The 22876-nt window shown below is 41.7% G+C and carries 27 protein-coding genes; 18 read left to right on the forward strand and 9 right to left on the reverse strand.

Annotated elements, in window-relative coordinates:
• Window positions 1-115 precede the first annotated feature (115 nt).
• The 5 genes from ccpC to LCY76_RS09535 all read left to right on the forward strand — a co-directional run bounded on the left by ccpC (window position 116) and on the right by LCY76_RS09535 (window position 4739).
• Window positions 116-976 (forward strand): transcriptional regulator CcpC, encoded by an 861-nt coding sequence (gene ccpC / locus LCY76_RS09515; protein WP_248252450.1) that lies wholly within the window; start codon window positions 116-118, stop codon window positions 974-976.
• Between the two features lie 77 nt (window positions 977-1053).
• Window positions 1054-1770, forward strand: a complete 717-nt coding sequence (gene dapD, locus LCY76_RS09520) for a 2,3,4,5-tetrahydropyridine-2,6-dicarboxylate N-acetyltransferase (RefSeq protein WP_248252451.1) — start codon at window positions 1054-1056, stop codon at window positions 1768-1770.
• 25 nt (window positions 1771-1795) lie between these two features.
• Window positions 1796-2926 (forward strand): N-acetyldiaminopimelate deacetylase, encoded by a 1131-nt coding sequence (locus LCY76_RS09525; RefSeq protein ID WP_248254641.1) that lies wholly within the window; start codon window positions 1796-1798, stop codon window positions 2924-2926.
• 107 nt (window positions 2927-3033) lie between these two features.
• Entirely contained in the window at window positions 3034-3279 is a 246-nt protein-coding gene (locus tag LCY76_RS09530; protein WP_248252452.1) for a YkuS family protein, read from the forward strand.
• Window positions 3280-3428: 149 nt separating this feature from the next.
• Window positions 3429-4739 (forward strand): hemolysin family protein, encoded by a 1311-nt coding sequence (locus LCY76_RS09535; RefSeq protein WP_248252453.1) that lies wholly within the window; start codon window positions 3429-3431, stop codon window positions 4737-4739.
• Window positions 4740-4822: 83 nt separating this feature from the next.
• On the opposite strand, the gene LCY76_RS09540 is transcribed toward LCY76_RS09535, so the two are convergent.
• Together LCY76_RS09540 and LCY76_RS09545 are read right to left on the reverse strand one after the other, a co-directional pair.
• Window positions 4823-5029, reverse strand: a complete 207-nt coding sequence (locus LCY76_RS09540) for a ChaB family protein (protein ID WP_248252454.1) — start codon at window positions 5027-5029, stop codon at window positions 4823-4825.
• Between the two features lie 63 nt (window positions 5030-5092).
• Window positions 5093-5947: a mechanosensitive ion channel family protein gene (locus tag LCY76_RS09545; RefSeq protein ID WP_248252455.1), complete on the reverse strand. Its 855-nt coding sequence runs from the start codon at window positions 5945-5947 to the stop codon at window positions 5093-5095.
• Between the two features lie 244 nt (window positions 5948-6191).
• On the opposite strand from LCY76_RS09545, the gene LCY76_RS09550 reads away from it, so the two are divergent.
• Window positions 6192-6740 carry a peroxiredoxin gene (locus LCY76_RS09550; protein WP_248252456.1) on the forward strand — a complete coding sequence of 183 codons (549 nt, stop codon included), beginning with the start codon at window positions 6192-6194 and terminating at the stop codon, window positions 6738-6740.
• Between the two features lie 157 nt (window positions 6741-6897).
• Window positions 6898-7557, forward strand: coding sequence for a potassium channel family protein (locus LCY76_RS09555; RefSeq protein WP_248252457.1), 660 nt, complete (start codon window positions 6898-6900; stop codon window positions 7555-7557).
• A gap of 54 nt (window positions 7558-7611) precedes the next feature.
• On the opposite strand, the gene rnjA is transcribed toward LCY76_RS09555, so the two are convergent.
• From rnjA to def, 3 genes are all read right to left on the reverse strand, one after another.
• Window positions 7612-9282: a ribonuclease J1 gene (gene rnjA, locus LCY76_RS09560; protein WP_091006674.1), complete on the reverse strand. Its 1671-nt coding sequence runs from the start codon at window positions 9280-9282 to the stop codon at window positions 7612-7614.
• A gap of 3 nt (window positions 9283-9285) precedes the next feature.
• Window positions 9286-9495 (reverse strand): DNA-dependent RNA polymerase subunit epsilon, encoded by a 210-nt coding sequence (locus LCY76_RS09565; protein WP_248252458.1) that lies wholly within the window; start codon window positions 9493-9495, stop codon window positions 9286-9288.
• A gap of 359 nt (window positions 9496-9854) precedes the next feature.
• Window positions 9855-10406, reverse strand: a complete 552-nt coding sequence (gene def / locus LCY76_RS09570) for a peptide deformylase (protein ID WP_248252459.1) — start codon at window positions 10404-10406, stop codon at window positions 9855-9857.
• Between the two features lie 531 nt (window positions 10407-10937).
• Between def and pdhA the strand changes: the two genes are divergently transcribed.
• The 5 genes from pdhA to LCY76_RS09595 all read left to right on the forward strand — a co-directional run bounded on the left by pdhA (window position 10938) and on the right by LCY76_RS09595 (window position 16168).
• On the forward strand, window positions 10938-12017 hold the full coding sequence (pdhA, locus tag LCY76_RS09575; protein ID WP_248252460.1) for a pyruvate dehydrogenase (acetyl-transferring) E1 component subunit alpha: 1080 nt from the start codon (window positions 10938-10940) through the stop codon (window positions 12015-12017).
• Window position 12018: 1 nt separating this feature from the next.
• Complete coding sequence (locus LCY76_RS09580; protein ID WP_248252461.1) at window positions 12019-12996, forward strand: alpha-ketoacid dehydrogenase subunit beta; 978 nt, start codon at window positions 12019-12021, stop codon at window positions 12994-12996.
• A 100-nt stretch (window positions 12997-13096) separates the two neighbouring features.
• Window positions 13097-14401 (forward strand): dihydrolipoamide acetyltransferase family protein, encoded by a 1305-nt coding sequence (locus LCY76_RS09585; RefSeq protein WP_248252462.1) that lies wholly within the window; start codon window positions 13097-13099, stop codon window positions 14399-14401.
• A 4-nt stretch (window positions 14402-14405) separates the two neighbouring features.
• On the forward strand, window positions 14406-15818 hold the full coding sequence (lpdA, locus tag LCY76_RS09590; RefSeq protein ID WP_248252463.1) for a dihydrolipoyl dehydrogenase: 1413 nt from the start codon (window positions 14406-14408) through the stop codon (window positions 15816-15818).
• Between the two features lie 92 nt (window positions 15819-15910).
• The gene (locus LCY76_RS09595) at window positions 15911-16168 is read left to right on the forward strand and encodes a hypothetical protein (RefSeq protein WP_248252464.1); all 258 of its coding nucleotides are present in this window, start codon (window positions 15911-15913) and stop codon (window positions 16166-16168) included.
• Window positions 16169-16228: 60 nt separating this feature from the next.
• On the opposite strand, the gene LCY76_RS09600 is transcribed toward LCY76_RS09595, so the two are convergent.
• Window positions 16229-16651: a DUF1885 family protein gene (locus LCY76_RS09600; protein ID WP_248252465.1), complete on the reverse strand. Its 423-nt coding sequence runs from the start codon at window positions 16649-16651 to the stop codon at window positions 16229-16231.
• A gap of 235 nt (window positions 16652-16886) precedes the next feature.
• Between LCY76_RS09600 and LCY76_RS09605 the strand changes: the two genes are divergently transcribed.
• Both LCY76_RS09605 and LCY76_RS09610 read left to right on the forward strand, forming a co-directional pair.
• The gene (locus LCY76_RS09605) at window positions 16887-17186 is read left to right on the forward strand and encodes a DUF3055 domain-containing protein (RefSeq protein WP_053354645.1); all 300 of its coding nucleotides are present in this window, start codon (window positions 16887-16889) and stop codon (window positions 17184-17186) included.
• A gap of 110 nt (window positions 17187-17296) precedes the next feature.
• Window positions 17297-17419 carry a GapA-binding peptide SR1P gene (locus LCY76_RS09610; protein WP_248252466.1) on the forward strand — a complete coding sequence of 41 codons (123 nt, stop codon included), beginning with the start codon at window positions 17297-17299 and terminating at the stop codon, window positions 17417-17419.
• A gap of 40 nt (window positions 17420-17459) precedes the next feature.
• On the opposite strand, the gene LCY76_RS09615 is transcribed toward LCY76_RS09610, so the two are convergent.
• Window positions 17460-18935, reverse strand: coding sequence for an aminotransferase class I/II-fold pyridoxal phosphate-dependent enzyme (locus LCY76_RS09615; protein WP_248252467.1), 1476 nt, complete (start codon window positions 18933-18935; stop codon window positions 17460-17462).
• 129 nt (window positions 18936-19064) lie between these two features.
• On the opposite strand from LCY76_RS09615, the gene LCY76_RS09620 reads away from it, so the two are divergent.
• Entirely contained in the window at window positions 19065-20033 is a 969-nt protein-coding gene (locus LCY76_RS09620; RefSeq protein WP_248252468.1) for an NAD(P)H-dependent flavin oxidoreductase, read from the forward strand.
• Between the two features lie 96 nt (window positions 20034-20129).
• Here the strand turns inward: LCY76_RS09620 and LCY76_RS09625 are convergent, their stop codons facing one another.
• Entirely contained in the window at window positions 20130-20768 is a 639-nt protein-coding gene (locus tag LCY76_RS09625) for a YktB family protein (RefSeq protein WP_248252469.1), read from the reverse strand.
• Between the two features lie 219 nt (window positions 20769-20987).
• On the opposite strand from LCY76_RS09625, the gene LCY76_RS09630 reads away from it, so the two are divergent.
• From LCY76_RS09630 to LCY76_RS09640, 3 genes are all read left to right on the forward strand, one after another.
• A complete protein-coding gene (locus tag LCY76_RS09630; RefSeq protein WP_053354634.1) occupies window positions 20988-21176 on the forward strand; it encodes a hypothetical protein in 189 nt (62 codons plus the stop codon).
• A 164-nt stretch (window positions 21177-21340) separates the two neighbouring features.
• Entirely contained in the window at window positions 21341-22156 is an 816-nt protein-coding gene (locus LCY76_RS09635) for an inositol monophosphatase family protein (RefSeq protein WP_248252470.1), read from the forward strand.
• Entirely contained in the window at window positions 22146-22622 is a 477-nt protein-coding gene (locus LCY76_RS09640; RefSeq protein WP_248252471.1) for a GNAT family N-acetyltransferase, read from the forward strand. The genes LCY76_RS09635 and LCY76_RS09640 overlap by 11 nt, the downstream gene beginning before the upstream one ends.
• On the opposite strand, the gene LCY76_RS09645 is transcribed toward LCY76_RS09640, so the two are convergent.
• A complete protein-coding gene (locus tag LCY76_RS09645) occupies window positions 22613-22798 on the reverse strand; it encodes a DUF5325 family protein (RefSeq protein ID WP_053354631.1) in 186 nt (61 codons plus the stop codon). The two genes, LCY76_RS09640 and LCY76_RS09645, sit on opposite strands and share 10 nt — an antisense overlap.
• Window positions 22799-22876: the final 78 nt, after the last annotated feature.

Consider the following 22876-nt stretch of genomic DNA (forward strand, 5'->3'; position numbering starts at 1 on the left):
TCTACCATTATCATAAATATTTCGTCAAATAATTGAAAATAGAATATAATAGTAAAAACTCATAAGTTTTTCTTATTGTTTAAATTGTGACGTGCTATTGTAAAGGAGGGACAGCATGCAGCTTTCTGAATTTAAAATTCTTCAAGTCCTTGCACAGGAATTGAATATGCGAAAAGCATCTGAACGGCTGTATGTTTCACAGCCGGCTTTGAGCCAGCGTCTTCAGACGATTGAGAACAGCTGGGGAACCAAGATTTTTTTACGCTCACAAAAAGGATTGGCGATTACTGCAGCGGGAGAGAAGATTATCGCTCATGTCAATGACACATTGAAAGAAGAAGAGCGTGTGAGAGAAGAATTGCAGTCATTGACCAAGGAAGTCTTTGGTACGTTAAGGCTGGCGGTAGCATCAATCATTGGGCAATACTGGCTTCCAAACGCTCTTAAGCAGTATGTCAGTTTATATCCTCAAGTAAATATTTCCTTGATTACAGGCTGGAGCAGTGAAATTATCAAACATCTTTATGAGGATCAGATCCACATTGGTATCGTGAGAGGAAACCCTGAATGGCGGGGGGAGAAGATTCATCTGTTTTCAGACAGCCTATATTTGACGGATACAGACATTTCCACCGTTGAAGAGCTGCAAACAACGGATAAGCCTTTTATTCAATTCAAAAGCCATTCTACCTATTATCAGGATATTCAGGAATGGTGGCAGGATCATTTTAGTATTCCGCCAAAGAAGACCATCATCGTGGACCAAATTGAAACATGCAAGCAAATGGCTCTCCACGGAGTTGGCTATGCCATTCTTCCGTCGATTTCTCTGCGTGAAACAGACGAATTCTATAAGGTTCCGCTGCACAATAAAAATGGAGAATCAATGAAGCGGGACACATGGATGATCTCTCATGGAGGTACACTTGAGCTGAAGCAAGTGGAGGCTTTCATAAAACTGGTCAACAGAGCTTAAAAAGGATTTTTGGTTTGAATGTTGTTTGAAATAATGGTTTAATACAAGACAGAACGTATTTAAGGAGGAGCACACACATGAAAATGATGGATGCAAATGAAATTATTTCATTTATACAAAACAGCAAGAAATCAACACCTGTAAAAGTATATGTAAAAGGTGATCTGGAAGGGCTCCAATTTGGGGAAAACACCAAGTCATTCCTAAACGGAAGTACTGGAGTGCTTTTCGGAGAATGGAAAGAGATCGAACAAGCATTGAATAACAATGAAGGTAAAATTGAGGACTTTGTGGTAGAAAATGACCGCCGCAATTCAGCTATTCCTCTTCTGGACATGAAGCATGTGAACGCGCGTATCGAACCGGGCGCCATTATCCGGGACCAAGTAGAAATTGGAAATAATGCCATTATCATGATGGGCGCTTCCATTAATATTGGTGCAGTAATCGGCGACGGCACAATGATCGACATGAACGTAGTTCTTGGCGGGCGAGCAACCGTCGGCAAGAACTGCCATATTGGAGCTGGATCCGTACTTGCAGGAGTTATCGAACCGCCATCTGCAAAGCCTGTTGTCGTTGAAGATGATGTGGTCATTGGCGCGAATGCGGTTGTGCTCGAGGGAGTGACCGTTGGTAAAGGTGCTGTTGTGGCTGCGGGAGCTATCGTAATTGAAGACGTGCCTCCTTATACTGTTGTAGCAGGTACGCCTGCACGCGTAATTAAAGAAATTGATGAAAAAACAAAATCAAAAACAGAAATCAAACAAGAACTTCGCCAGCTAAACGACTAATTTGTCAGGTGCTGATAAGATGAATATGGATACAGAGCGTTTTATAACGATCAGAAGAAAGCTTCACCAGATTCCGGAACCTGGTTTTCAGGAGTATAAAACACAGCAGTTTATTCTGGATTTTATTGATGGCCTTCCAAAGGAAAGGCTGGAGGTTCAGACATGGAAAACGGGTGTGCTCATAAAAGTTCCCGGGCTTAATCCGAGAAAAACCATTGGTTACCGCACTGATATGGACGGCTTGCCGATCTCAGAAGAAACAAGTTATGAATTTACATCTGTTCATAACGGATATATGCACGCCTGCGGGCATGATCTGCATATGACCATTGCTTTAGGTCTCCTTGATCACTTTGTGCATCAACCTGTAGACGATCATCTGCTGTTTATCTTTCAGCCAGCAGAGGAGGGTCCGGGCGGAGCGCTGCCCCTTCTGCAAAGTGAAGAGTTTCAAGCTGTAAAGCCGGATATGATGCTGGCATTGCATATTGCGCCAGAATACCCGGTTGGAACTGTGGCTGTTAAAGAAGGTCTTTTGTTTGCCAATACGTCGGAGCTTTTTATTGATTTGAAAGGGAAGGGCGGACACGCGGCTTATCCCCATCTTGCGAATGATATGGTCGTGGCGACGAGCCACCTTGTGACACAGCTTCAGTCTGTTGTTTCAAGGAACATAGATCCTCTTGATTCAACCGTGATAACCGTCGGAAAAATTACAGGCGGCACAAAGCAGAATATCATTGCTGAAACGGCTCGATTAGAAGGCACGATCCGCACTCTTTCCTCAGCTTCAATGATCAAGGTTAAATCACGTATTGAAGCCATTATAAAAGGAATTGAAGCTTCTTTTGAATGTGAAGCGGCCATTGATTATGGATCCAACTATTACCAAGTCTGTAATCATGAGGAACTGACCAAAGAATTTATTTCATTTCTCGAGTCCAGCAAACCTGCGGATTTCTATCGATGCCGAGAAGCCATGACAGGAGAAGATTTTGGCTATTTCTTAAAAGAAATACCTGGGTTTATGTTTTGGCTCGGTGTGGACTGTGAATATGGTCTGCATCATTCCCGCATTGAACCAAAGGAAGAGGCTATACCTGTTGCACTGCGCACGCTGTCCACTTATATTGAATGGAAAGCTACATCCCAATGATCAGATTGAATTAAAAAAGCGGCCCCTGGCCGCTTTTTTATTTGTGTGAAGAGGGATAAGCGGGCATTTCATTGGACAGATTAAAAAATGCTAAGGAGGTGGAAACGATGGCTAGAATTGGTGTGGAGGAATCCTTAACTAATGTTTCCGATGCTTTAAAAGCTAAAGGCTATGATGTAGTGGCACTTCGCCAGGAAAATGATGTGAATGGATGTGATTGCTGCGTCATCTCAGGGCAGGATCAAAATGTCATGGGAATGCAAAATGCAGTAGTGCAAGGTTCTGTTATTAACGCGGATGGAATGAGCGCAGACGATGTTTGCCAAGCGGTAGAAAGCAAACTTCAGCACTAAAACGGAAGGGGAACAGCCGGTATCGGGCTGTTCCTTCGTCTTGTCTGTGCGTTTATCTGTTAGGTGGAGAGGGTAACCTTTATTATCCCTACTCTAATTCTATTGGCAGGAGGTGACGATCCTTAATCAGTCTGGTTAAGGATTATCAAATGGCACTATTTAATATAGTAATGATTATCGCACTAATTCTTATAACCGCTTTTTTTGTAGCTTCTGAATTTGCCATCGTAAAAGTTCGTGCGACTCGAATCGATTTTCTGGCAGAGCAAGGCAATGGAAATGCGAAAGCAGTTAAAAAAATTCTCTCAAATATAGATGGCTATCTATCGTCGACCCAGCTGGGGATCACCATTACATCACTTGCTCTTGGCGGACTTGGAGAACCGACAGTAGAGACGCTGCTGAAGCCGTTATTTCATCACGTAAATCTGCCTCCCCAGGTACTTCATACCATATCCTTTATCATAGCTTTTACGGCCATCACATATTTTGAAGTGGTATTGGGTGAACTGGCGCCAAAATCATTTGCCATCCGAAAAGCTGAAGAGATCAGCCTTGCAGTAGCCAAGCCCTTAATCGCTTTCAGTTATGTCATGTTCCCGTTTATTTTTGTCCTTAACCGCTCAGCGGTAGTGCTGACAAGGATGCTAGGACTGAAAAGAAGTGAAGAACATGAAATGGCTCATAATGAAGAAGAATTGCGCCATCTGCTCTCAGAAAGTTTTGAAGGCGGGGAGATCAATCAATCAGAATATCGTTATGTAAACAAGATCTTTGAGTTTGATGACCGACTGGCAAAAGAAATCATGGTGCCACGGACAGAGATCGTATGCTTATATAAAGAAAACAGTTTTAAAGAGAATTTAAATGTTATGAGGGAAGAGAAATTCACTAGATATCCGGTAGCCGTGGATGATAAAGACCATATTGTCGGTCTTGTCAACATTAAGGAATTCTTTAATGAGCATGTTACGAATGAAGAAGAGGAATTAGAAAAATACATAAGGCCTATCATTTCCGTTCATGAATCATTTCCTATCCAGGAGCTTCTTGTAAAGATGCAAAAGGAAAGAGTACACATGGCTGTATTAATGGACGAGTATGGAGGAACCTCAGGAATCGTTACAGTTGAGGACATTATTGAAGAAATTGTCGGAGAGATACGGGATGAGTTTGATGAAGATGAAGAGCCAAGAATTAAAAAGATAAATGATAATGTGACGATTTTGGATGGAAAAGTACTCATCTCGGAAGTAAACGAATTATTCCATTTGGATTTAGATGATACTGATTTAGATACGATCGGCGGATGGATACTGAGCCAGCGTGGAGAGGTTGGGCTGGATGAAGAAATAGATCATGAAGGTTATTCATTTAAGGTGATTGAAACAGAGGGCCATCAGATTAAAAAGTTAAAAGTACTGAAAAAATCAGAAGAAAAGGCACAGAAGGAATCTTAACCCGCAGAATGGGAAAGGTTCCGTTTTTATTCCCTGCGCAAAAAAGCTGACTTTCCGCACGATGCGGACAAGTCAGCCTCTTTTTATTGGTCTTCTTTTTTTACCCATTCATCGTTGTCATTTTTTTTATATTTCTTTTTGACAGCACTCCAGGCCACTTTAAAGGCGGTTCCTTCTTCTTTATATTCGTCTAAAGCTGAATTAAAAGCCTCTTTAAAAATTTCCTGAGCATGATGGGGCAAGTTGTCTTTCACTTGGTTGGGCAATTCTTGAATTGAATCGTATGGCATCAGTTAACCTCCCTAAAAGTCATTCTACTGATAGGAATACCCGAAGCACTGCCTATTTAATCATCACACCCCGGGCTCGCTGGACCCTTCATTTGAATCTTCTTCAGCTGATGGAAGGCTGATGCCAGCTTGTCTGAATCTTTGCTGAAGCCGATCCTTGATCTTTTGTTCCATACTCCATTGCTTTAAATTTTCGGTTCTTGCAAGAATTCGAAGAACCGTCAGGCCAGTATCGGCTTCAACTACCGGCAGTACATTTGGCCCTTCGAGGATCGCAGGTTCTTCCTGCTGTAATAAGCGGCTTTCTTCTTTAACGATCTGCAGCGCTTCTTCTACCTGGGGAGTAGAGGGGATTTTGAAATCCACAAGAGCTCTCATATTGCCTCTTGAGTGATTGCTTACACTTGTTATTAAGCGGTTAGGAATATAATGAAGGGTTCCGTCAAAGCCGCGTACCTTGGTTGTACGGAGTTCTACATCTTCAACAATGCCATTAAAGGTACCGGTCGTAATATAATCTCCAACATCGATTTGTTTTTCGAGCAGAATAAAAAATCCGGTGACAACATCATTGACAAGTCCTTGGGCGCCAAAACCAATCGCGAGTCCTACGATTCCGGCCCCTGCAAGCAAACCGCGGATATCTATGCTAAACAATCCAAAAACGGCGACGAACGCCATAAAAATCAAAGCATATGTATACACGCTGATCACAAGTGTTGCAAGGGTTTTCGCCCTGAAATTTGACATGCCTTTCCTGTTGGACATTCGTCCAAAGGTCGTACTGATGATCTTCCTTCCTATATTTCGTACAACAATATAAACAATTAATATGGCTAAAAGCTTTAAAACTAAAATTCCAGTACTTAAGGCAAGTGCGCCCAAGTCAATCTCTGTAAATTTTTTGTAATCCGGCATTAAAACAATGTCCTCCTTTAGTCATTGTATCTTTTTTATTATGCATAACAGTATAACTGACTAAACGGTGTAATCCAATTATTTCACTTCTTTTGATTAACTTGTTATGATATTGGGGAAAGTAAAAGTTGGATTGTGAATAAAACTCCTTATTTAAATTAATTATTATTTAATATTGACTAAAAAGTGAGGTTGTTTTATAATAACAACGAAGCAATAACACAATTAGTTGGAGGGATTTAGTATGGCAGAACGTATGGTAGCAAAACAAGCTCCACGATTTGAAATGGACGCAGTATTACCAAACAAGGAATTCGGAAAAGTAAGTCTTGAAGAAAACATGAAAAATGACAAATGGACCGTGCTTTTCTTCTACCCAATGGACTTTACGTTCGTATGTCCTACTGAAATTACATCTTTAAGCGATCGTTTCGATGAGTTTGAAGATCTGGATGCAGAAGTTATCGGTGTTTCTACAGACACTATTCATACTCACAAAGCTTGGATTAACACTCCGCGTGATTCTAACGGCCTCGGTGAACTTAATTATGCATTGGCTGCTGACACTAACCACGCAGTTGCGCGTGACTATGGTGTTCTAATTGAAGAAGAAGGTGTCGCATTGCGCGGACTTTTCATTATTTCACCAGAAGGCGAACTAATGTATGCCGTTGTTAACCACAACAACATCGGCCGTGATGTTGATGAGACATTGCGTGTTCTTCAAGCATTACAAACTGGCGGACTTTGCCCTGCAAACTGGAAGCCAGGACAAGAAACACTAAACGTTTAATACAATCATAAGTGAGGACGGCCAAGGATTATGCTTGGCCGTCTTTTTCATTTTCTCATTTGATACCCTCTTGTTGATAGAGATGTGGTTTTCCTTTTCCAATTCAGAATCTATACTAAGATAAAAGACATTAAATAAATAGTTGGGGGAATAGATGATGAAACGCCAATATGCAGTAATCGGCCTCGGCCGCTTTGGTGGAAGCATTTGCCGTGCGTTAAGCGAGCAGGGGATGGAGGTGCTTGGGATCGATATGGATGAAGATCGGGTTAATGAGTATTCATCCATTGCCACTCATACAGTCATTGCGGATTCAACAGATGAGGGCGTACTTAAAAACCTGGGTATCCGAAATTTTGAACACGTCATCGTTGCGATAGGGGAAAACCTTCAATCCAGCATACTGACGACTTTAATACTTAAGGATATGGGGGTTTCAAAAATTACTGTGAAGGCACAGAATGATTACCATGAAAGGGTATTGCTGAAAATTGGAGCTGACCGTATCATCCATCCTGAAAGAGACATGGGAATAAGAATCGCTCACCAGGTCGTTTCAAAAAATGTTCTGGATTACTTGGAATTGTCTGATGAGTATAGCATTGTCGAGATGGCAGCAGGGGAGAAGATGAGCGGAAAGTCATTACAGGAGATGAACATCCGTGCTAAATACGGTTGTAATGTGGTGGCCGTCAAGCGCAGCCATGAAGTAATCGTTTCACCTCATGCCGATCAGAAGGTGGAGGAAGGGGATGTATTGATTGTAATTGGAGGAGAAAAGGACATCAGCCGGCTTGAGAAAGATTTAATGGCTTAGCGGAAAAGTTTACATAAAAAAGCATGAAAGGTTATCCTTTCATGCTTTTTCTATTTAGATTTCCATGATGATCGGCAGGATCATCGGACGTCTCTTTGTTTTTTCATAAAGGAAAGGAGAAAGGACATCAGTGATCTCGTTCTTGATCTCAGACCATTGTCTTGTCCGTTTTTCCTCCATAAGCCCGTTCAAATGCTGGTTCAGCAGGTTTTGTGCATCATTGATTAAGTCACCTGACTCCCTCATATACACAAAACCGCGTGAGATGATATCAGGTCCTGCTTCAATTTTGAATTCCTTCATATTCAGGCTGACGACAACAACAACCAGTCCTTCTTCAGATAGAATTTTTCTGTCCCTGAGTACGATGTTGCCAATATCCCCGATACCGCTGCCGTCAACATATACTGAACCAGAAGGAATCTTGCCGGCAACCGCTGCCTCATTGCTTGAAAGAGCAAGCACATCGCCGTTATCCATTGTAAAACAATTTTCAGGCAGAACATCGCAGGATGTTGCGAGATTGATATGCATCTTTAACATCCTGTATTCCCCATGGATAGGGAGGAAGTATTTTGGCTTCATCAGGCGCAGCATGAGCTTTTGTTCCTGCTGTCCTCCGTGGCCGGAAGTATGAATATCGTTTAATGATCCATGAATCACTTCAGCGCCTGCCCGGAACAGCTGGTTAATGGTTCTATTAACGCTCAATGCATTACCAGGAATCGGCGATGATGAGAATACAACGGTATCTCCTGGAATGATCTGAATTTGACGGTGAGTACCGTTGGCTATCCTTGATAATGCAGCCATCGGTTCCCCTTGGCTTCCTGTACACAGGATGGTTACCTGGTTGTCAGGAAGTCTGTTAATCTGTGAAGATTCAATAAACGTATTTTTCGGCGCCTTGATGAATCCGAGTTCTTGTCCGATAGTTATGGCAGAATCCATGCTTCTTCCAAAAACAGCGATCTTCCTGTTGTTTTGTACAGAAGCTTCGACTACCTGCTGAAGTCGATAGATGTTTGAGGCGAACGTCGCGAAAATGACCCTGCCGTTGACCTTACGGAAAATATCATTAATGCTCTCGCCAACCTTGCGCTCAGAAAGAGTAAAACCCGGAACTTCAGCATTTGTACTGTCTGAAAGCAGACACAGTACGCCTTCCTTTCCGATTTCTGCCATCTTCGTTAGATCGGCAGGTTCTCCTACTGGAGTAAAATCAAATTTAAAATCTCCCGTATGTACGATGTTGCCTGGCGGTGTCTTGACAACAATTCCGAAAGATTCCGGAATACTGTGTGTTGTCCGGAAGAATGAAACAGACGTTTTTCTGAATTTAATCACTTGGTCCTCTGAGATTTCATAAAGTTTGGCTCTGCGCAAAAGACCGTGTTCTTCAAGTTTGTTTTTGATAAGGGCGATGGCTAGTTTTCCGCCGTAAATAGGAATGTTCACTTGTCTGAGCAAGTATGGAATACCGCCAATATGGTCTTCATGTCCATGGGTAATGAACAGACCTTTAATTTTATCTTCATTTTTTACCAGATAAGTATAGTCTGGGATCACATAGTCAATTCCAAGCAGCTCGTCTTCAGGAAATTTAATACCTGCATCAATCAGGATGATCTCATCCTGGAATTGTACGCCGTACGTGTTCTTTCCGATTTCTCCCAAGCCGCCCAGAGCAAACACTGCTGTTTGATGGTTTTTTACAAATTTCATATATTATCTTTTCTCCACTTCAAAAGAGTCTGATTGTTGCTCATACTCAAGAAATTTCCCTTTGATTTCTTGAACAAACTCAATATTGTAATTGGTATCAGACAGTTTTTTTCTGACTTCCTCGATCGAATTGGCATCCATATAGATGGATTTTGTGTTCTCTCGGATAGGTACCTCGTTTTTGTTTTCCTGGAAATAAACTTTAAAAATCATCTTTTCGTCTCCTTACCGTACTAGTATTATCAATATCTTCGTTTTATTATAAATGAATTAGGTATGTTTTTCATGTTTTTTTCATCTTATCATGATAAATCGGACAATGTTAAGCCGGTAAAAGCCTGTTTATTGCAGACAAAAAGGTTTTTTTGCTCTTTTTAAATAAGGATATTCATGCATTAGTTTTTTTAGCTTGTTCATAAATCTTCGTTTTCGTTTCATTTCAGCCGTCCATCCTTTTTATGCGTAGTTTGTAGTAGTATGCCGCTGGTCTGTTTTCTCTTGCTAGGTAAATAGTGGAATGAAGTCAAATGAAAAAACTCCAGCCTGATCGGCTGGAGCTTTTTTTCATTGTTCTATCTGTGAAGCGTTACCGCTATTGGCGGAGTAAACGGGTTCTCTTTGTTGATCCTGTCATAAAACATGATTCCATCTAAATGATCGATCTCATGCTGGAAGACGATAGCTGGCATACCTTTTAACTTTAGCTCGACCTGCTCTCCATCTATTGTTGTTCCTTTAACTGTGGCTTTTGCATAGCGCGGAACGAGGCCGGGAACTTCTCTGTCCACGGAAAGGCAGCCTTCACCGCCTTCAAGGTAAGTTACTTTAACAGAGTGGCTGACGATTCTTGGATTAAAAAGGGCGTAGCTGAAGAGTTCCCCTTGTTCGTCAGTAGTATGAACAGCGATGATCCTTTTTGAGATTCCAATTTGCGGACATGCCAGCCCGATGCCCGGGCGGAGTTTGTATTTCTGGGCAATATCAGGGTCTTGGCTGTTCTTCAGAAATTTTAGCATCTTTTTTGCGGTTTCGATATCCTCTTGCTGAGGAGGAAGTTCAACATTTACTGCTTTTTCGCGCAGTATAGGATGGCCTTCTCGGACAACGTCCTTCATGGTTAGCATATGGTTTCCCCCAATTTACAAAGTTTCTTCTTTATTCATATGATAATGGCTTTTTCTGTATTCTACCATAAAAGAATAGCTTTCAATCGGTAATTTGACGCTAGGGTAAGCCAGCTTTTGAAAAAATGCTGCTTTGAAACAGGGTCACATGGAAAGTGATACAGTGATGATTCAGGTGTGCTAGAAGGGCTTGAACTGACCTGTAAAAATTCAAAGATATATTGATAGTAAACAATTGACGCTGTTTGGACGCTGGTGTAAACTAATCTATGTGATAAACATAATTGTATTACTCTGATTTCAAAAATATAGTAATACAGTTTTTGAAAGCCCTTAGAAACAGGAGGGGTGCACAAGATCATGTTTACCCATGATCAAATAGGGAAACAGCAATAATGATTTGTGCATCGGACCCTTAAGGCTTTTTTATAAACTTTGTCATGTATACGGAAAATTATGGGCATTCTAATAGAAGCGCCTATACATACATGGCGGATAACATTGGTGTAAGGAAGGATGAGGTGAAGGTTAATGAGTTTGATTGAACAGGTTGAAAAACAATTTGAAACCTTTCAAATCTTATCAGAAGACGGGAAAGTAGTTAATAAATCTGCTATGCCTAAACTTTCAGATGAAGAGTTGCAGGAATTAATGACACGTATGGTTTATACGCGTATTTGGGACCAAAGAGCGATTTCCTTAAACCGTCAAGGACGTTTAGGCTTCTATGCGCCGGTTGCGGGGCAAGAGGCTTCTATGCTTGGTTCTCAATTTGCGCTTGATAAAGAGGACTGGATTCTTCCAGGATATCGTGATATTCCTCAGATTGTATATCACGGACTGCCGCTATACCAAGCATTCCTATATTCCCGCGGACATTTCCAAGGCGGACAGATTCCTGAAGGCGTGAACGTTCTAATGCCTCAGATCATCATCGGCGCACAGATCGTTCAAGCTGCCGGTGTCGGAGTAGGTTTAAAGAAAAAGGGCAAAAAGAATGTCGCGATCACGTATACAGGTGATGGCGGTGCATCACAAGGTGACTTCTACGAAGGATTGAACTTTGCTGGAGCTTACAATGCACAAACCATTTTTGTCGTTCAAAACAACCGTTTCGCGATTTCAGTTCCTGTAGAGAAGCAATCTGCAGCTAAAACAATTGCTCAAAAAGCAGTAGCAGCTGGGATTGAAGGAATTCAAGTAGACGGAATGGACGTATTGGCTGTTTATTCTGCAGTCAAACAAGCTCGTGAGCGTGCTTTAAATGGAGATGGACCAACACTTATCGAAACACTTACGTACCGCTATGGTCCACATACAATGGCAGGTGATGATCCAACCCGTTATCGTACAGAAGACCTTGATAACGAATGGACGAAGAAAGATCCCCTTGTCCGTTTCCGCAAATTCCTCGAAGATAAAGGCCTTTGGTCTGAAGAGCAGGAAAACAAAGTAATGGATCAAGCAAAAGAAGACATTAAAGCAGCAATCAAAAAAGCGGATGGCGCACCGAAGCAAAAGGTTACTGACCTTATCGGATTTATGTTTGAAGAGCTTCCGCACAATCTGAAAGAGCAACTTGAAGAATACAAAGCAAAGGAGTCGAAATAATATGGCTCAAATGACCATGATTCAAGCAATTACAGATGCGATGCGCACTGAATTGAAAAATAATGAAAATGTCGTTGTGTTCGGTGAAGACGTTGGTCAAAACGGCGGTGTGTTCCGTGCAACCGAAGGTCTTCAATCTGAATTTGGTGAAGACCGGGTATTTGATACTCCTCTTGCTGAGTCCGGTATCGGCGGTCTTGCAATCGGTCTTGGACTTACCGGATTCCGTCCTGTTATGGAAATTCAGTTCTTCGGATTTGTATTTGAGGTAATGGACTCTGTTGTGGCTCAGGCTGCACGTATGCGTTACCGTTCTGGCGGAGTTTATCATTCTCCGATTACGATCCGTTCTCCGTTTGGCGGCGGCGTTAAAACTCCAGAACTTCATGCAGATAACCTTGAAGGCCTTATGGCACAAGCACCCGGAGTGAAAGTTGTTATTCCTTCAACGCCTTATGATGCAAAAGGACTTTTGATTTCTGCGATTCGAGATAACGACCCGGTTGTCTACTTGGAACATATGAAACTATACCGTTCTTTCCGCGGCGAAGTGCCAGAAGAAGAATACACAATTGAGATCGGTAAAGCGGACGTGAAACGTGAAGGTACAGATGTTTCTATCATTACTTACGGAGCGATGGTCCACTCCTCCCTTAAAGCGGCAGAAGAGCTTGAAAAAGAAGGGATCTCTGCTGAGGTTATCGACCTTCGTACGGTTAGCCCGCTGGATATCGACACCATCATCGCATCAGTTGAAAAAACTGGACGTGCAATCGTCGTTCAAGAAGCTCAAAAACAAGCAGGAGTTGGAGCAACAGTTGTAGCTGAAATTAATGACCGTGCGATCCTTAGCCTTGAAGCACCTGTACTTCGTGTAGCTGCTCCTGATACGGTATTCCCGTTTGCTTCGGCTGAAGATGTTTGGCTTCCTGATTATAAAGATATTGTTGAGAAGGCAAAGACAGTTTATAACTTCTAATGCTGGACAACATGCCTGAAAAAGAAATCTATTTGATTTCTTTTTCAGCATTTTATCCCTTTAAAGCATGATTAATTTTTTACTATAGGAGGCGTTGTTAGTGGCATTTGAATTTAAGCTTCCCGATATCGGTGAAGGTATCCACGAAGGCGAGATTGTAAAATGGTTTGTTAAGGCGGGAGATGAAGTTAAAGAAGACGACATCCTGCTTGAAGTGCAAAATGATAAAGCAGTAGTTGAAATTCCGTCTCCGGTTGACGGTAAGATTCTAGAAGTAAAAGTTGACGAAGGCACTGTTTCTGTCGTTGGTGATGTTCTCGTAACGATCGAATCAGAAAGTGAGCCGCCTCCATCTGCACATGGGGATGATACTCCAGAACAGCCAAAAGCTGAAGAAGAGAAAAAACCAGCTGCAGAAGAAGTAACTCAAAAAACAGAAGCAGCAAAAACAGAGCCGGTTACTGATGAAACAGTCGATGAAAATAAACGTGTTATCGCAATGCCGTCAGTGCGCAAATACGCACGTGAAAAAGGCGTTGAAATCCGTAAAATTTCCGGTTCAGGAGACAACGGCCGTGTAATGAAAGAAGACATCGACAAATACCTAAGCGGCGATGCTGGAACTCAAGAGCAGGAAGCTGTAAAAGAACCTGCAGCAGGAGCACCAGCTGCAAAAGAAGCTCCTAAAGCGATCCCAACTGGGGATAATGAAACTCGTGAAAAACTTAAAGGCGTTCGTAAAGTGATTGCGAAAGCTATGGTTAATTCTAAGCATACTGCTCCTCACGTGACCTTAATGGACGAAATTGAAGTTACCGAGCTTGTGGCACACCGTAAGAAATTCAAACAGGCTGCAGCGGATAAAGGAATTAAGCTTACTTACCTTCCTTACGTTGTTAAAGCTTTAGTTTCTGCTGCACGTGAATTCCCTGCAATTAATGCATCTATTGATGATGCGAATGAAGAAATCGTTTGGAAGCACTATTACCATATTGGAATTGCAGCCGATACAGATAACGGACTTATGGTTCCAGTTGTAAAAGATGCTGACCGTAAATCCATCTTCAAAATTTCTGCAGAAATCAATGAGTTGGCTGTTAAGGCCCGTGACGGAAAACTTTCATCCGATGAAATGAAAGGCGGATCTATTACAATTTCAAATATTGGATCAGCTGGCGGACAATGGTTTACTCCGGTCATCAATCATCCTGAAGTGGCGATTCTAGGAATCGGCCGTATTGCAGAAAAAGCAATTGTGAAAAACGGTGAAGTTGTCGTTGCACCGGTTCTTGCGTTATCATTAAGCTTTGACCACCGTTTAATTGATGGTGTAACTGCTCAAAACGCAATGAACCATATTAAACGTTTGTTGAACGATCCACAACTTTTGGTAATGGAGGCGTAGAGAAATGGTTGTAGGTGATTTTCCGATTGAATTAGACACACTTGTTATAGGATCTGGCCCAGGGGGATATGTGGCTGCCATCCGTGCAGCACAGCTTGGCCAAAAGGTTGCTGTAGCAGAAAAAGGCGAAATGGGCGGTGTATGCTTAAACGTAGGATGTATTCCTTCTAAAGCACTGATCAATGCCGGCCATCGCGTTGAACATGCGAAGCATTCTGACGATATGGGAATTAAAGCAGAGAACGTTACTGTTGACTTCTCAAAGGTTCAAGAATGGAAATCCGGTATCGTTAATAAATTAACATCTGGAGTTCAAGGCCTGCTTAAAGGAAACAAAGCGGAAATTATTCGCGGTGAAGCCTACTTCGTTAACGAAAATACAGTACGTATCATGGATGAAAAGAATTCTCAAACGTACACGTTCAAAAATTGTATCATTGCAACAGGTTCCCGTCCGATCGAAATTCCTGGATTCAAATGGAGTGACCGTGTCATTTCTTCTACAGGTGCTCTTGCTTTGCAAGAAGTACCAAAGAAAATGGTCGTAATCGGCGGAGGCTACATCGGAATGGAGCTTGGAACAGCTTTTGCTAACTTCGGTACTGAAATTACAGTATTGGAAGGAAGCAAGCAGATCCTTCCGGGCTTTGAAAAGCAGATGAGCCAAGTGGTTTCTAAACGCTTGAAGAAAAAAGGCAATGTAGAAATCCTTACAGAAGCTCTCGCTAAAGGCGTGGAAGAAACAAAAGACGGAGTTACCGTAACTGCTGAAATCAAAGGTGAAACAAAAACGTTTGATGCAGATTATGTACTGGTTACTGTTGGACGCCGTCCAAACACTGAAGAGCTTGGACTTGAGCAAGTCGGGATTGAAATGACTGAGCGCGGATTAATCAAGATCGATAAGCAAGCTCAAACCAACGTAAAAGGCATTTACGCGATTGGTGACATCGTTGAAGGGCCAGCTCTTGCCCATAAAGCTTCTTATGAAGGTAAAATTGCAGCTGAAGCGATCAGCGGACATCCTTCTGAGATAGACTACCTAGCTATACCAGCGGTTGTATTTACCGATCCTGAACTAGCTACTGTTGGATATGATGAAAAGAGCGCGAAGGAAGCTGGATTTGACGTAAAAGCGTCCAAGTTCCCATTCGCTGCAAACGGCCGTGCGCTGTCTATGAATGAAACTGATGGCTTCATGAAGCTGATCACTAGAAAAGAAGACGGATTGCTTCTCGGTGCTCAAATTGCGGGCGGAAACGCGTCTGACATGATTGCTGAGCTTGGATTGGCTATCGAAGCTGGAATGACAGCAGAAGATATTGCTATGACGATTCATGCCCACCCAACATTCGGAGAGATCTCCATGGAAGCTGCTGAAGTAGCGCTTGGATCTCCAATCCACATTGTAAAATAATTGTATTCTATCAGGCCTTCCCTTTGGGAAGGCCTTTTTTGAGGTTTTGTTCCTTTAATATCCAGCATAGTGTAAGAGAGGAGGGGTGTACGATGAAAGGGTTTCTTTTAATCAGTCCAATACATTGTGTTTTGTGGGCCGGGTATTTTACAGTGATCGAATTATCCAGACATGATCGAACGTTTTTTGAAATTATTTTGTTTCTAATGTTTTTATACCTGTCTTACCTGTTCTCTCATACGTTGTTTCAAAAAAGAACGGTAGCCATTAAAAGTACGATATTGTCAACGTCTTTATTTTTGCTGGTTAAATGGACCATGCTGCTTGTTGGGACGTTTTCTCTCTCTTGATGATTAATGCAAAAAAAAGATGCCTGTCATCTGGTTCAGGCATCCAAAGTTGCTGCTTTTTTATTTTTTCTTATAGTAATACATTATTCTGCCATTAAATAAATGCAGCTCTCCCTCTAGTTGTTTCGCCAGGAACTTACAGAATTCATTTGCTTTTCCTTTGTCTCCATGTGTATACCCTTCTGGCAGAGTGACCTGGATATAGGAGGTATTTGTTTCATCTTTTTCCTCAATGTCCAATCCAATCATAATATACTTAAATTGCTGCCTGTCAGTACCTTTTAAATAAAACCATCGGTCCTTGCCTTCGCTTTTTTCTTCCATTGAATAAGGAAATGCCGATTGACCATATTCCCATCCAAGCTGGGTGCCTGTCTTAGAGGTAATCTCTTTGTAATAACGAAAAAGATTCTTCACTTCTTCACTTGTAATAGACTGCTGTTTCGATGACGGTACGAGTTTGATATAAGCGTGCTGCTGCAATTTAATACCCCGCTTTCCCCCGATTTAACAACGGATGAGGCCAGTATACCTTACCTACTACTTTACCATTATTTTAAATAGTATGACAATATTACGTTAATTGGTTTAACTAAGGAAACACTGGGGAAAAAGATATAAATTAAGTTTGTTATAAAACACATCTCAGCGAATATAGTTGTTATATACTGCAAACATAGCGGCCCGCTTCAAAAATTATGGTTAGGGAGGGGTTTCTGTGGAAGTATTCGAAAAGCTTTATGATGAACATGAAAATGTCAACGTGCGTTTTGTTGGTTTTACAACAGAAGAGGTTCGGTATGACTTTGGTATTATCCATACGAACATGTTCTTCGGTAAGCCCTTGGTTGTCTGTATGCAGACTGGGCGGTCGGCCCTGCTCGATGCAAATGATCTTCAGAATCATGAGTACCTGCAGAAGGTGTTTCGTATACACTCATTAAAGGAAGCGAAAGATCTTTCCCTTTTCTTTGAAGAGTCTCTTCCGTCTATACTTGCATCTGAGCAATATGATTAAACATCATAAATAATTGAATGTGTTATGCTAATCAGGGTTGACAAATTAAATGTGACATAATATTATAAAGGTAAGAATAAAAGCGCTTACATGAAAAGGAGATGTTTTAGATGGGAGAAATCATTTGCCAGACATGTGATAGCACGATTGAACATTTTGAAGACGAAAAGGTAACAAAGCTTTACGCAAATAAATGTCCAAACTGCGCAAATCATACGAACGAAAATAAATAAAATAAAAAAATCCCGGATATCATCCGGGATTTTTTTATTTCTATCGAATCGCGATGTGTTCTTTTATCACTTTTAGCATTCCTAATTCAGGATCCTCTGGACCCTGAACAGGCAGGCCTGCCTCAATGGTTTCCTTAATATAGTTCAGGTTATCCTGTGTAATGATTTCACCAGGAATGAAAATTGGAATTCCCGGGGGATAAACCATGATAAATTCGGCAATGATTCTGCCTGCTGATTCCTCAAAGGGAACACTCTCGGTATCTGCGTAAAATGCATCACGGGGTGATAATGCAAGCACAGGAATATCGGGAACGTGGACTGGCATTGCCTGTGCAGCTTTTTCGTCTGAATTCTCAAAGTGTCGTGACATCTCTTCGAGTGCATGAACTAAAACCATGATATTCTTCTCATGATCCGCGGTTGTGATCAAGCAAAGAATGTTATAAAGATCGGATAGTTCAACTTCAATATTATGTTCCTCTCGAAGCCATACCTCCGCGTCGTATCCCGTTATGCCAAGTTCTTTTACGGAAATAAGCAGTTTTGTCGGATCCAGATCGTACGTCGCTTCTTTTCCCAATATTTCCTCGCCGACACAATAAAGGCGAGGTATTTTATTAATCTTTTCTCGTGCCTCATTGGCCAGTTTGATGGTTTTTTCAATGATGCTGTATCCTTCAGTAGCCAAACGTTTTCTTGCTGTATCAAGGGAGGCGAGCAAAATATAAGACGTTGACGTGGTCGTGAGCATACTCAGGATCGTTTGAACCCTTTTGGCTGAAACAAGACCTTCTTTTATGTTAAGGATAGAGCTCCCTGTAAGTGATCCGCCTAATTTGTGGACGGAAGTCGCAGCCATATCCGCTCCTGCCTGCATCGCGGAGAGCGGCATCTTATCATGAAAGTGAATAAGGACACCATGAGCTTCGTCGACAAGAACGGGTACACGGTAGCCATGTGCGATTTCAACAATTTCACTAAGATTGGCTGACACTCCATAATAGGTCGGATTAATGACAAGCACCCCTTTAGCATCAGGATTCTGCTCCAACGCTCTCTTAACGCTTTGAGGGGTTATACCATGGGAGATCCCTAGCTCTCTGTCAATTTCCGGATGAATGAAAACAGGTGTGGCACCAGAAAAAACAATCGCTGTCATAATGGATTTATGGACGTTGCGCGGTACGATAATTTTATCTCCAGGAGATACGACCGACATGATCATCGTCATGATGGCACCGCTTGTTCCTTGAACAGAGAAGAATGTATGGTCAGCTCCAAAAGCTTGAGCCGCTAAGTCCTGAGCCTGTTTAATCATTCCCTTTGGCTGGTGAAGATCATCAAGCGGAGCAATATTAATTAAATCGATGGACAGGGCATTCTCGCCGATAAAATCCCGGAATTCCGGGTCCATTCCGTAGCCTTTTTTATGTCCGGGAATATGAAATTGATACGGGTTTCGTTTAGCATGTTCTTTTAGACCAGTAAATAAAGGGGTTTCGTGTTGTGACAATTTTGACACCTCATCTATAATAAAAATAATCTTATCCTCATGAAAATACATAGTAAAACAAAAGAAGTATATCAGATTCTAACGATTTTGTATGCAAAGAAATAAAAAAAGAAAGGTTGGGGGAGAAGCATGGAAATGAAAACAAAAGTGACGGAGTTGTTGGGAATCCGTTATCCCATCATTCAGGGAGGGCTGGCCTATCTTGCATACTCGAGGCTTGCAGCTGCGGTTTCAGAAGCAGGCGGCCTAGGACAAATTACGGCTATGTCACTGGATTCTCCAGAATCATTAAAAGAGGAAATTAAAAAAACGAAAGAAATGACTTCCAGCCCTTTTGGAGTAAATTTTGCAATTGGACAGCATGGAAGGCCCTTTGAACATATGGTTGAAGCTGCAGTGGAAGAAAAAGTGCCTGTGATCAGTATGACAGGCGGAAACCCGTCAGGCATATTCGATCTTTTAAAGGGAATTGAGGTAAAGAAACTTGTTCTCGTTGCATCCACAAGACAGGCGGCTAAAGCAGAACAGCTAGGTGCCGATGCCGTCATGGTCGTTGGCCAGGAAGGAGGGGGACATATTGGAAAAGATGATGTCAGTACGATGGTGCTCATTCCTCAGGTAGCTGATGCGGTTTCCATACCGGTAATTGCTTCAGGAGGCATAGGAGATGGCAGAGGCTTGATGGCCGCCCTGGCCCTTGGTGCTGAAGGTGTGGAAATGGGGACCAGATTCATCGCGACAAGGGAATGTGAGCACGCGCATCCTGTATATAAGGAAGCACTCGTTCATGGAACGGAGACAGGGACAGTAGTCATTAAACGGAAGCTTGGTGCACCAGCCAGAGCGATCAGCAACAGCTGGACAGACCTTATTTTGCAAGAAGAAGAAAAAGCTGCGGGTTACGAAGAGATAAAAGATCTTATCAGCGGAAAACGGAACAAGGAATACATCTATGATGGAAACTCAAACGAAGGTTTTGGATGGGCTGGCCAAATCATGGGGAGAATTCAAGATGTTCCTTCAGTTGAAGATCTCTTTTCCAGGATACTTTCTGAAGCAGGCCATATTAAAGAGAGATGGGGAGCAGCGATTAAATAAAATTAATGAACGTTTTACCCAAACACTTTTTCCTCTCAACAATATACTAATCGTAAGAAGAGGAGACATTCTCTCCCCTTCCTGCCAAATCATATGTTACTCGGAATACACCTGTTTTTTTAACTCGTAAAGGGGCATCAGGGTTCGGAAGACGCTATCTGCTTTTTCGATAAAGTCCTTTCCGTGCAACTGAACCGCCTCATCCCTAGGTATATGAATCCCGCATAGCAGTTCGGCTTTTTTCACTTCTGCCAAAGTACGCACAAAGCCTGAAAGGTTACCGTTCTTCATATCACGATGCTGCACAGCATCCGGCTTCATATGATCCTGTGACCAAACGAAGTCATCCGGAATGGAGGCAGTGATCGTATTTAATTCTTTTTTAAGCGAAGCGGCATACTCTTTTTTTACTGGGGATTCATATATAACAGCAAACCAGATAAATACGTGGGTCTCAAACAGTCCGATTTGAAAATGCGGAAGTTTTTTGTATCCTCTCTTGCTGCTCGAGAATGCCACCCATGTATCATTTGGGGGATTAACTGTTCTTCGGGCATGTTTTGCCACATGAAAAAACATTTCCTCTCCTGTTAAAGAAGAAAGTTCTGCTGCGAAATGGCTGCCTAATGCTTCAAGCTTTGGCCGCACCCGCTCAATCAGTTTCTCCATTCTCGCCTCAAGTCCCTCAATAGCAAACACCTTAAAATCGCTCTCTTTAAATCCTGTAAAGCTCATTTCTTTTCCTCCTGCTAGAACTGTTTTGTGCACTGTGGTTAGTAGTTTACCACAAGGGGTACTGTAAAAGAAAATCCGCAATATATGCTACTTTTATATAATTTTTTTAAAAAAAGAGATTAAGGTTGCATTAAGCTAAAGTCAATCATATGATAGAAGACAATATCAAAAATCAGAATATTTAGTATTCTTACAAAAGATAGAAAGGATGTGGGATGTATGAAACAAGTCATTCAAACACTGAAAAGAACGGACGCCGAGCGAAGAATACCGGTACTGAAACTTGAGATCGATTATGAATTAGCGACACTATTCGAAGCATTGCAAAATAAAAATACGAAACAGATCAACGAATCCAAGCGGAAGCTGGAAAAACTTCGCCAGGAACTAGTGAGACTGGAAGCATGATGATAACTGACACAGGGTAAAAAAACGAACCTGATCTATTGCAGGGTCGTTTTTTTTGGGTGAACAATAAAATTCCGTCTGACAAAAGTGCATGGTATGGTTATGTTAAGCCTTACTAGTGGTAACATATAATAAAACATTGAACGAAACTGGAGCTGATGATAATGGACAATACAAAACTTGAAGATCTATACCAAACGGCCAAAAACTGGGTGTATGAAGCCGGAGAAGTTATTAAGCGTTCATTTTCTAATGAGCTGAACATTACATATAAATCACATTATGCCGATTTAGTGACGGATATGGACAAAGCCATAGAAAAGTTCTTTATCGATAAAATTAAAAAAGAATACCCGGACCATGAAATATTGGGGGAGGAAGGCTATGGCGATGAGGTGAAGGATCTAGACGGAACCGTCTGGATTATTGATCCGATCGATGGAACAACTAATTTTGTCCATCAGCAGAATAACTTTGCCATTTCAGTGGGGATTTTTCATAATGGCGAAGGTAAAGCGGCGTTTATTTATGACGTCGTCCGCAACGAATTGTTTCATTGCATTAAAGGGAACGGGCTGTATTTAAATGAAGAAAAACTTCCTCTGCTCAGTGAAGTGACATTGGACAAAGCGGTTATCGGGTTAAACGCCACCTGGATTACACCTAACCGGAAGATAGATCATCATCTGCTTCTTCCGCTTGTCAGAAAATCGCGCGGAACAAGATCTTATGGTACAGCAGCCATCGAACTGGCCTATGTCGCTTGCGGAAGGCTGGATGCCTATATGACGATGAGGCTTTCACCTTGGGATTTTGCAGCAGGATATATTTTGATTCAGGAAGCTGGTGGAATCATTTCTACGATGGACGGCAGCAAAGTGAAGGTTTTGAGCAAAACGAGTATTTTTGCTGCGAAACCTGGTTTGCATCAAGAAATTTTGGATACCATCCATACGGGAACACCACAAGATGGAGAATAGAAAAATAAGGGATGAAGATTTCGATTTTTTTAAAGAAATAATCCCCCATTCACACACTTGGATGAAAGAAGAAGGCTTGACAGGCGAAGAAAACGATGAGCATTTGCGGTCTTATTTGCATCGTTATGATGAAACAGGCGGAGAATGGCTGATCTGGAGTGGGGAAGGGCAAAAAATTGGAGCAGCGTATCTTGTATACGCTGCTCCTTCAAATCAAAAACCATGGCTTGGCACCATTGTCATCCATCCTGAAAAAAGAAAACAAGGATTTGCCAAAAAAATCATAGAGGAGATTTCCTCAATGGTGATAAAGAATAGCCCTGTATTGTTCTCAGCCTGTCCTGCGGAAAATACATCCTGGATCCGCTTCCTGAATCATAATGGCTTTGAACAGGCGGGATTAGAAAATGATGAAAAAGGAAAAGAATATATAAAATTTGTTAAATTCCTTTCAGACTATGACTGATTTCTTTCCCTGAATCTTTTTTTTAGTGTAAAACCTAATCCCATAAGTAAAAATACAGCAATGATCGCAATGATACCGATCAGCCAGCTATGTTGGCCGATCGCCACTCCGATCAAAGCAATGCTGAACGTTGTTAATACGGCAATGATCAAAAAAATCATATTTTCAATTTTCATAAGGGCCTCCAATCATACAAACGATAACTATAGTGTAACTAATTTTTCAAAAAGAAAAAGATTGTAGTTCTTTGTGGT

The organism is Fictibacillus marinisediminis (genome assembly GCF_023149135.1).
In the GTDB taxonomy this organism is placed as follows: Bacteria; Bacillota; Bacilli; order Bacillales; family Fictibacillaceae; genus Fictibacillus_C; species Fictibacillus_C marinisediminis.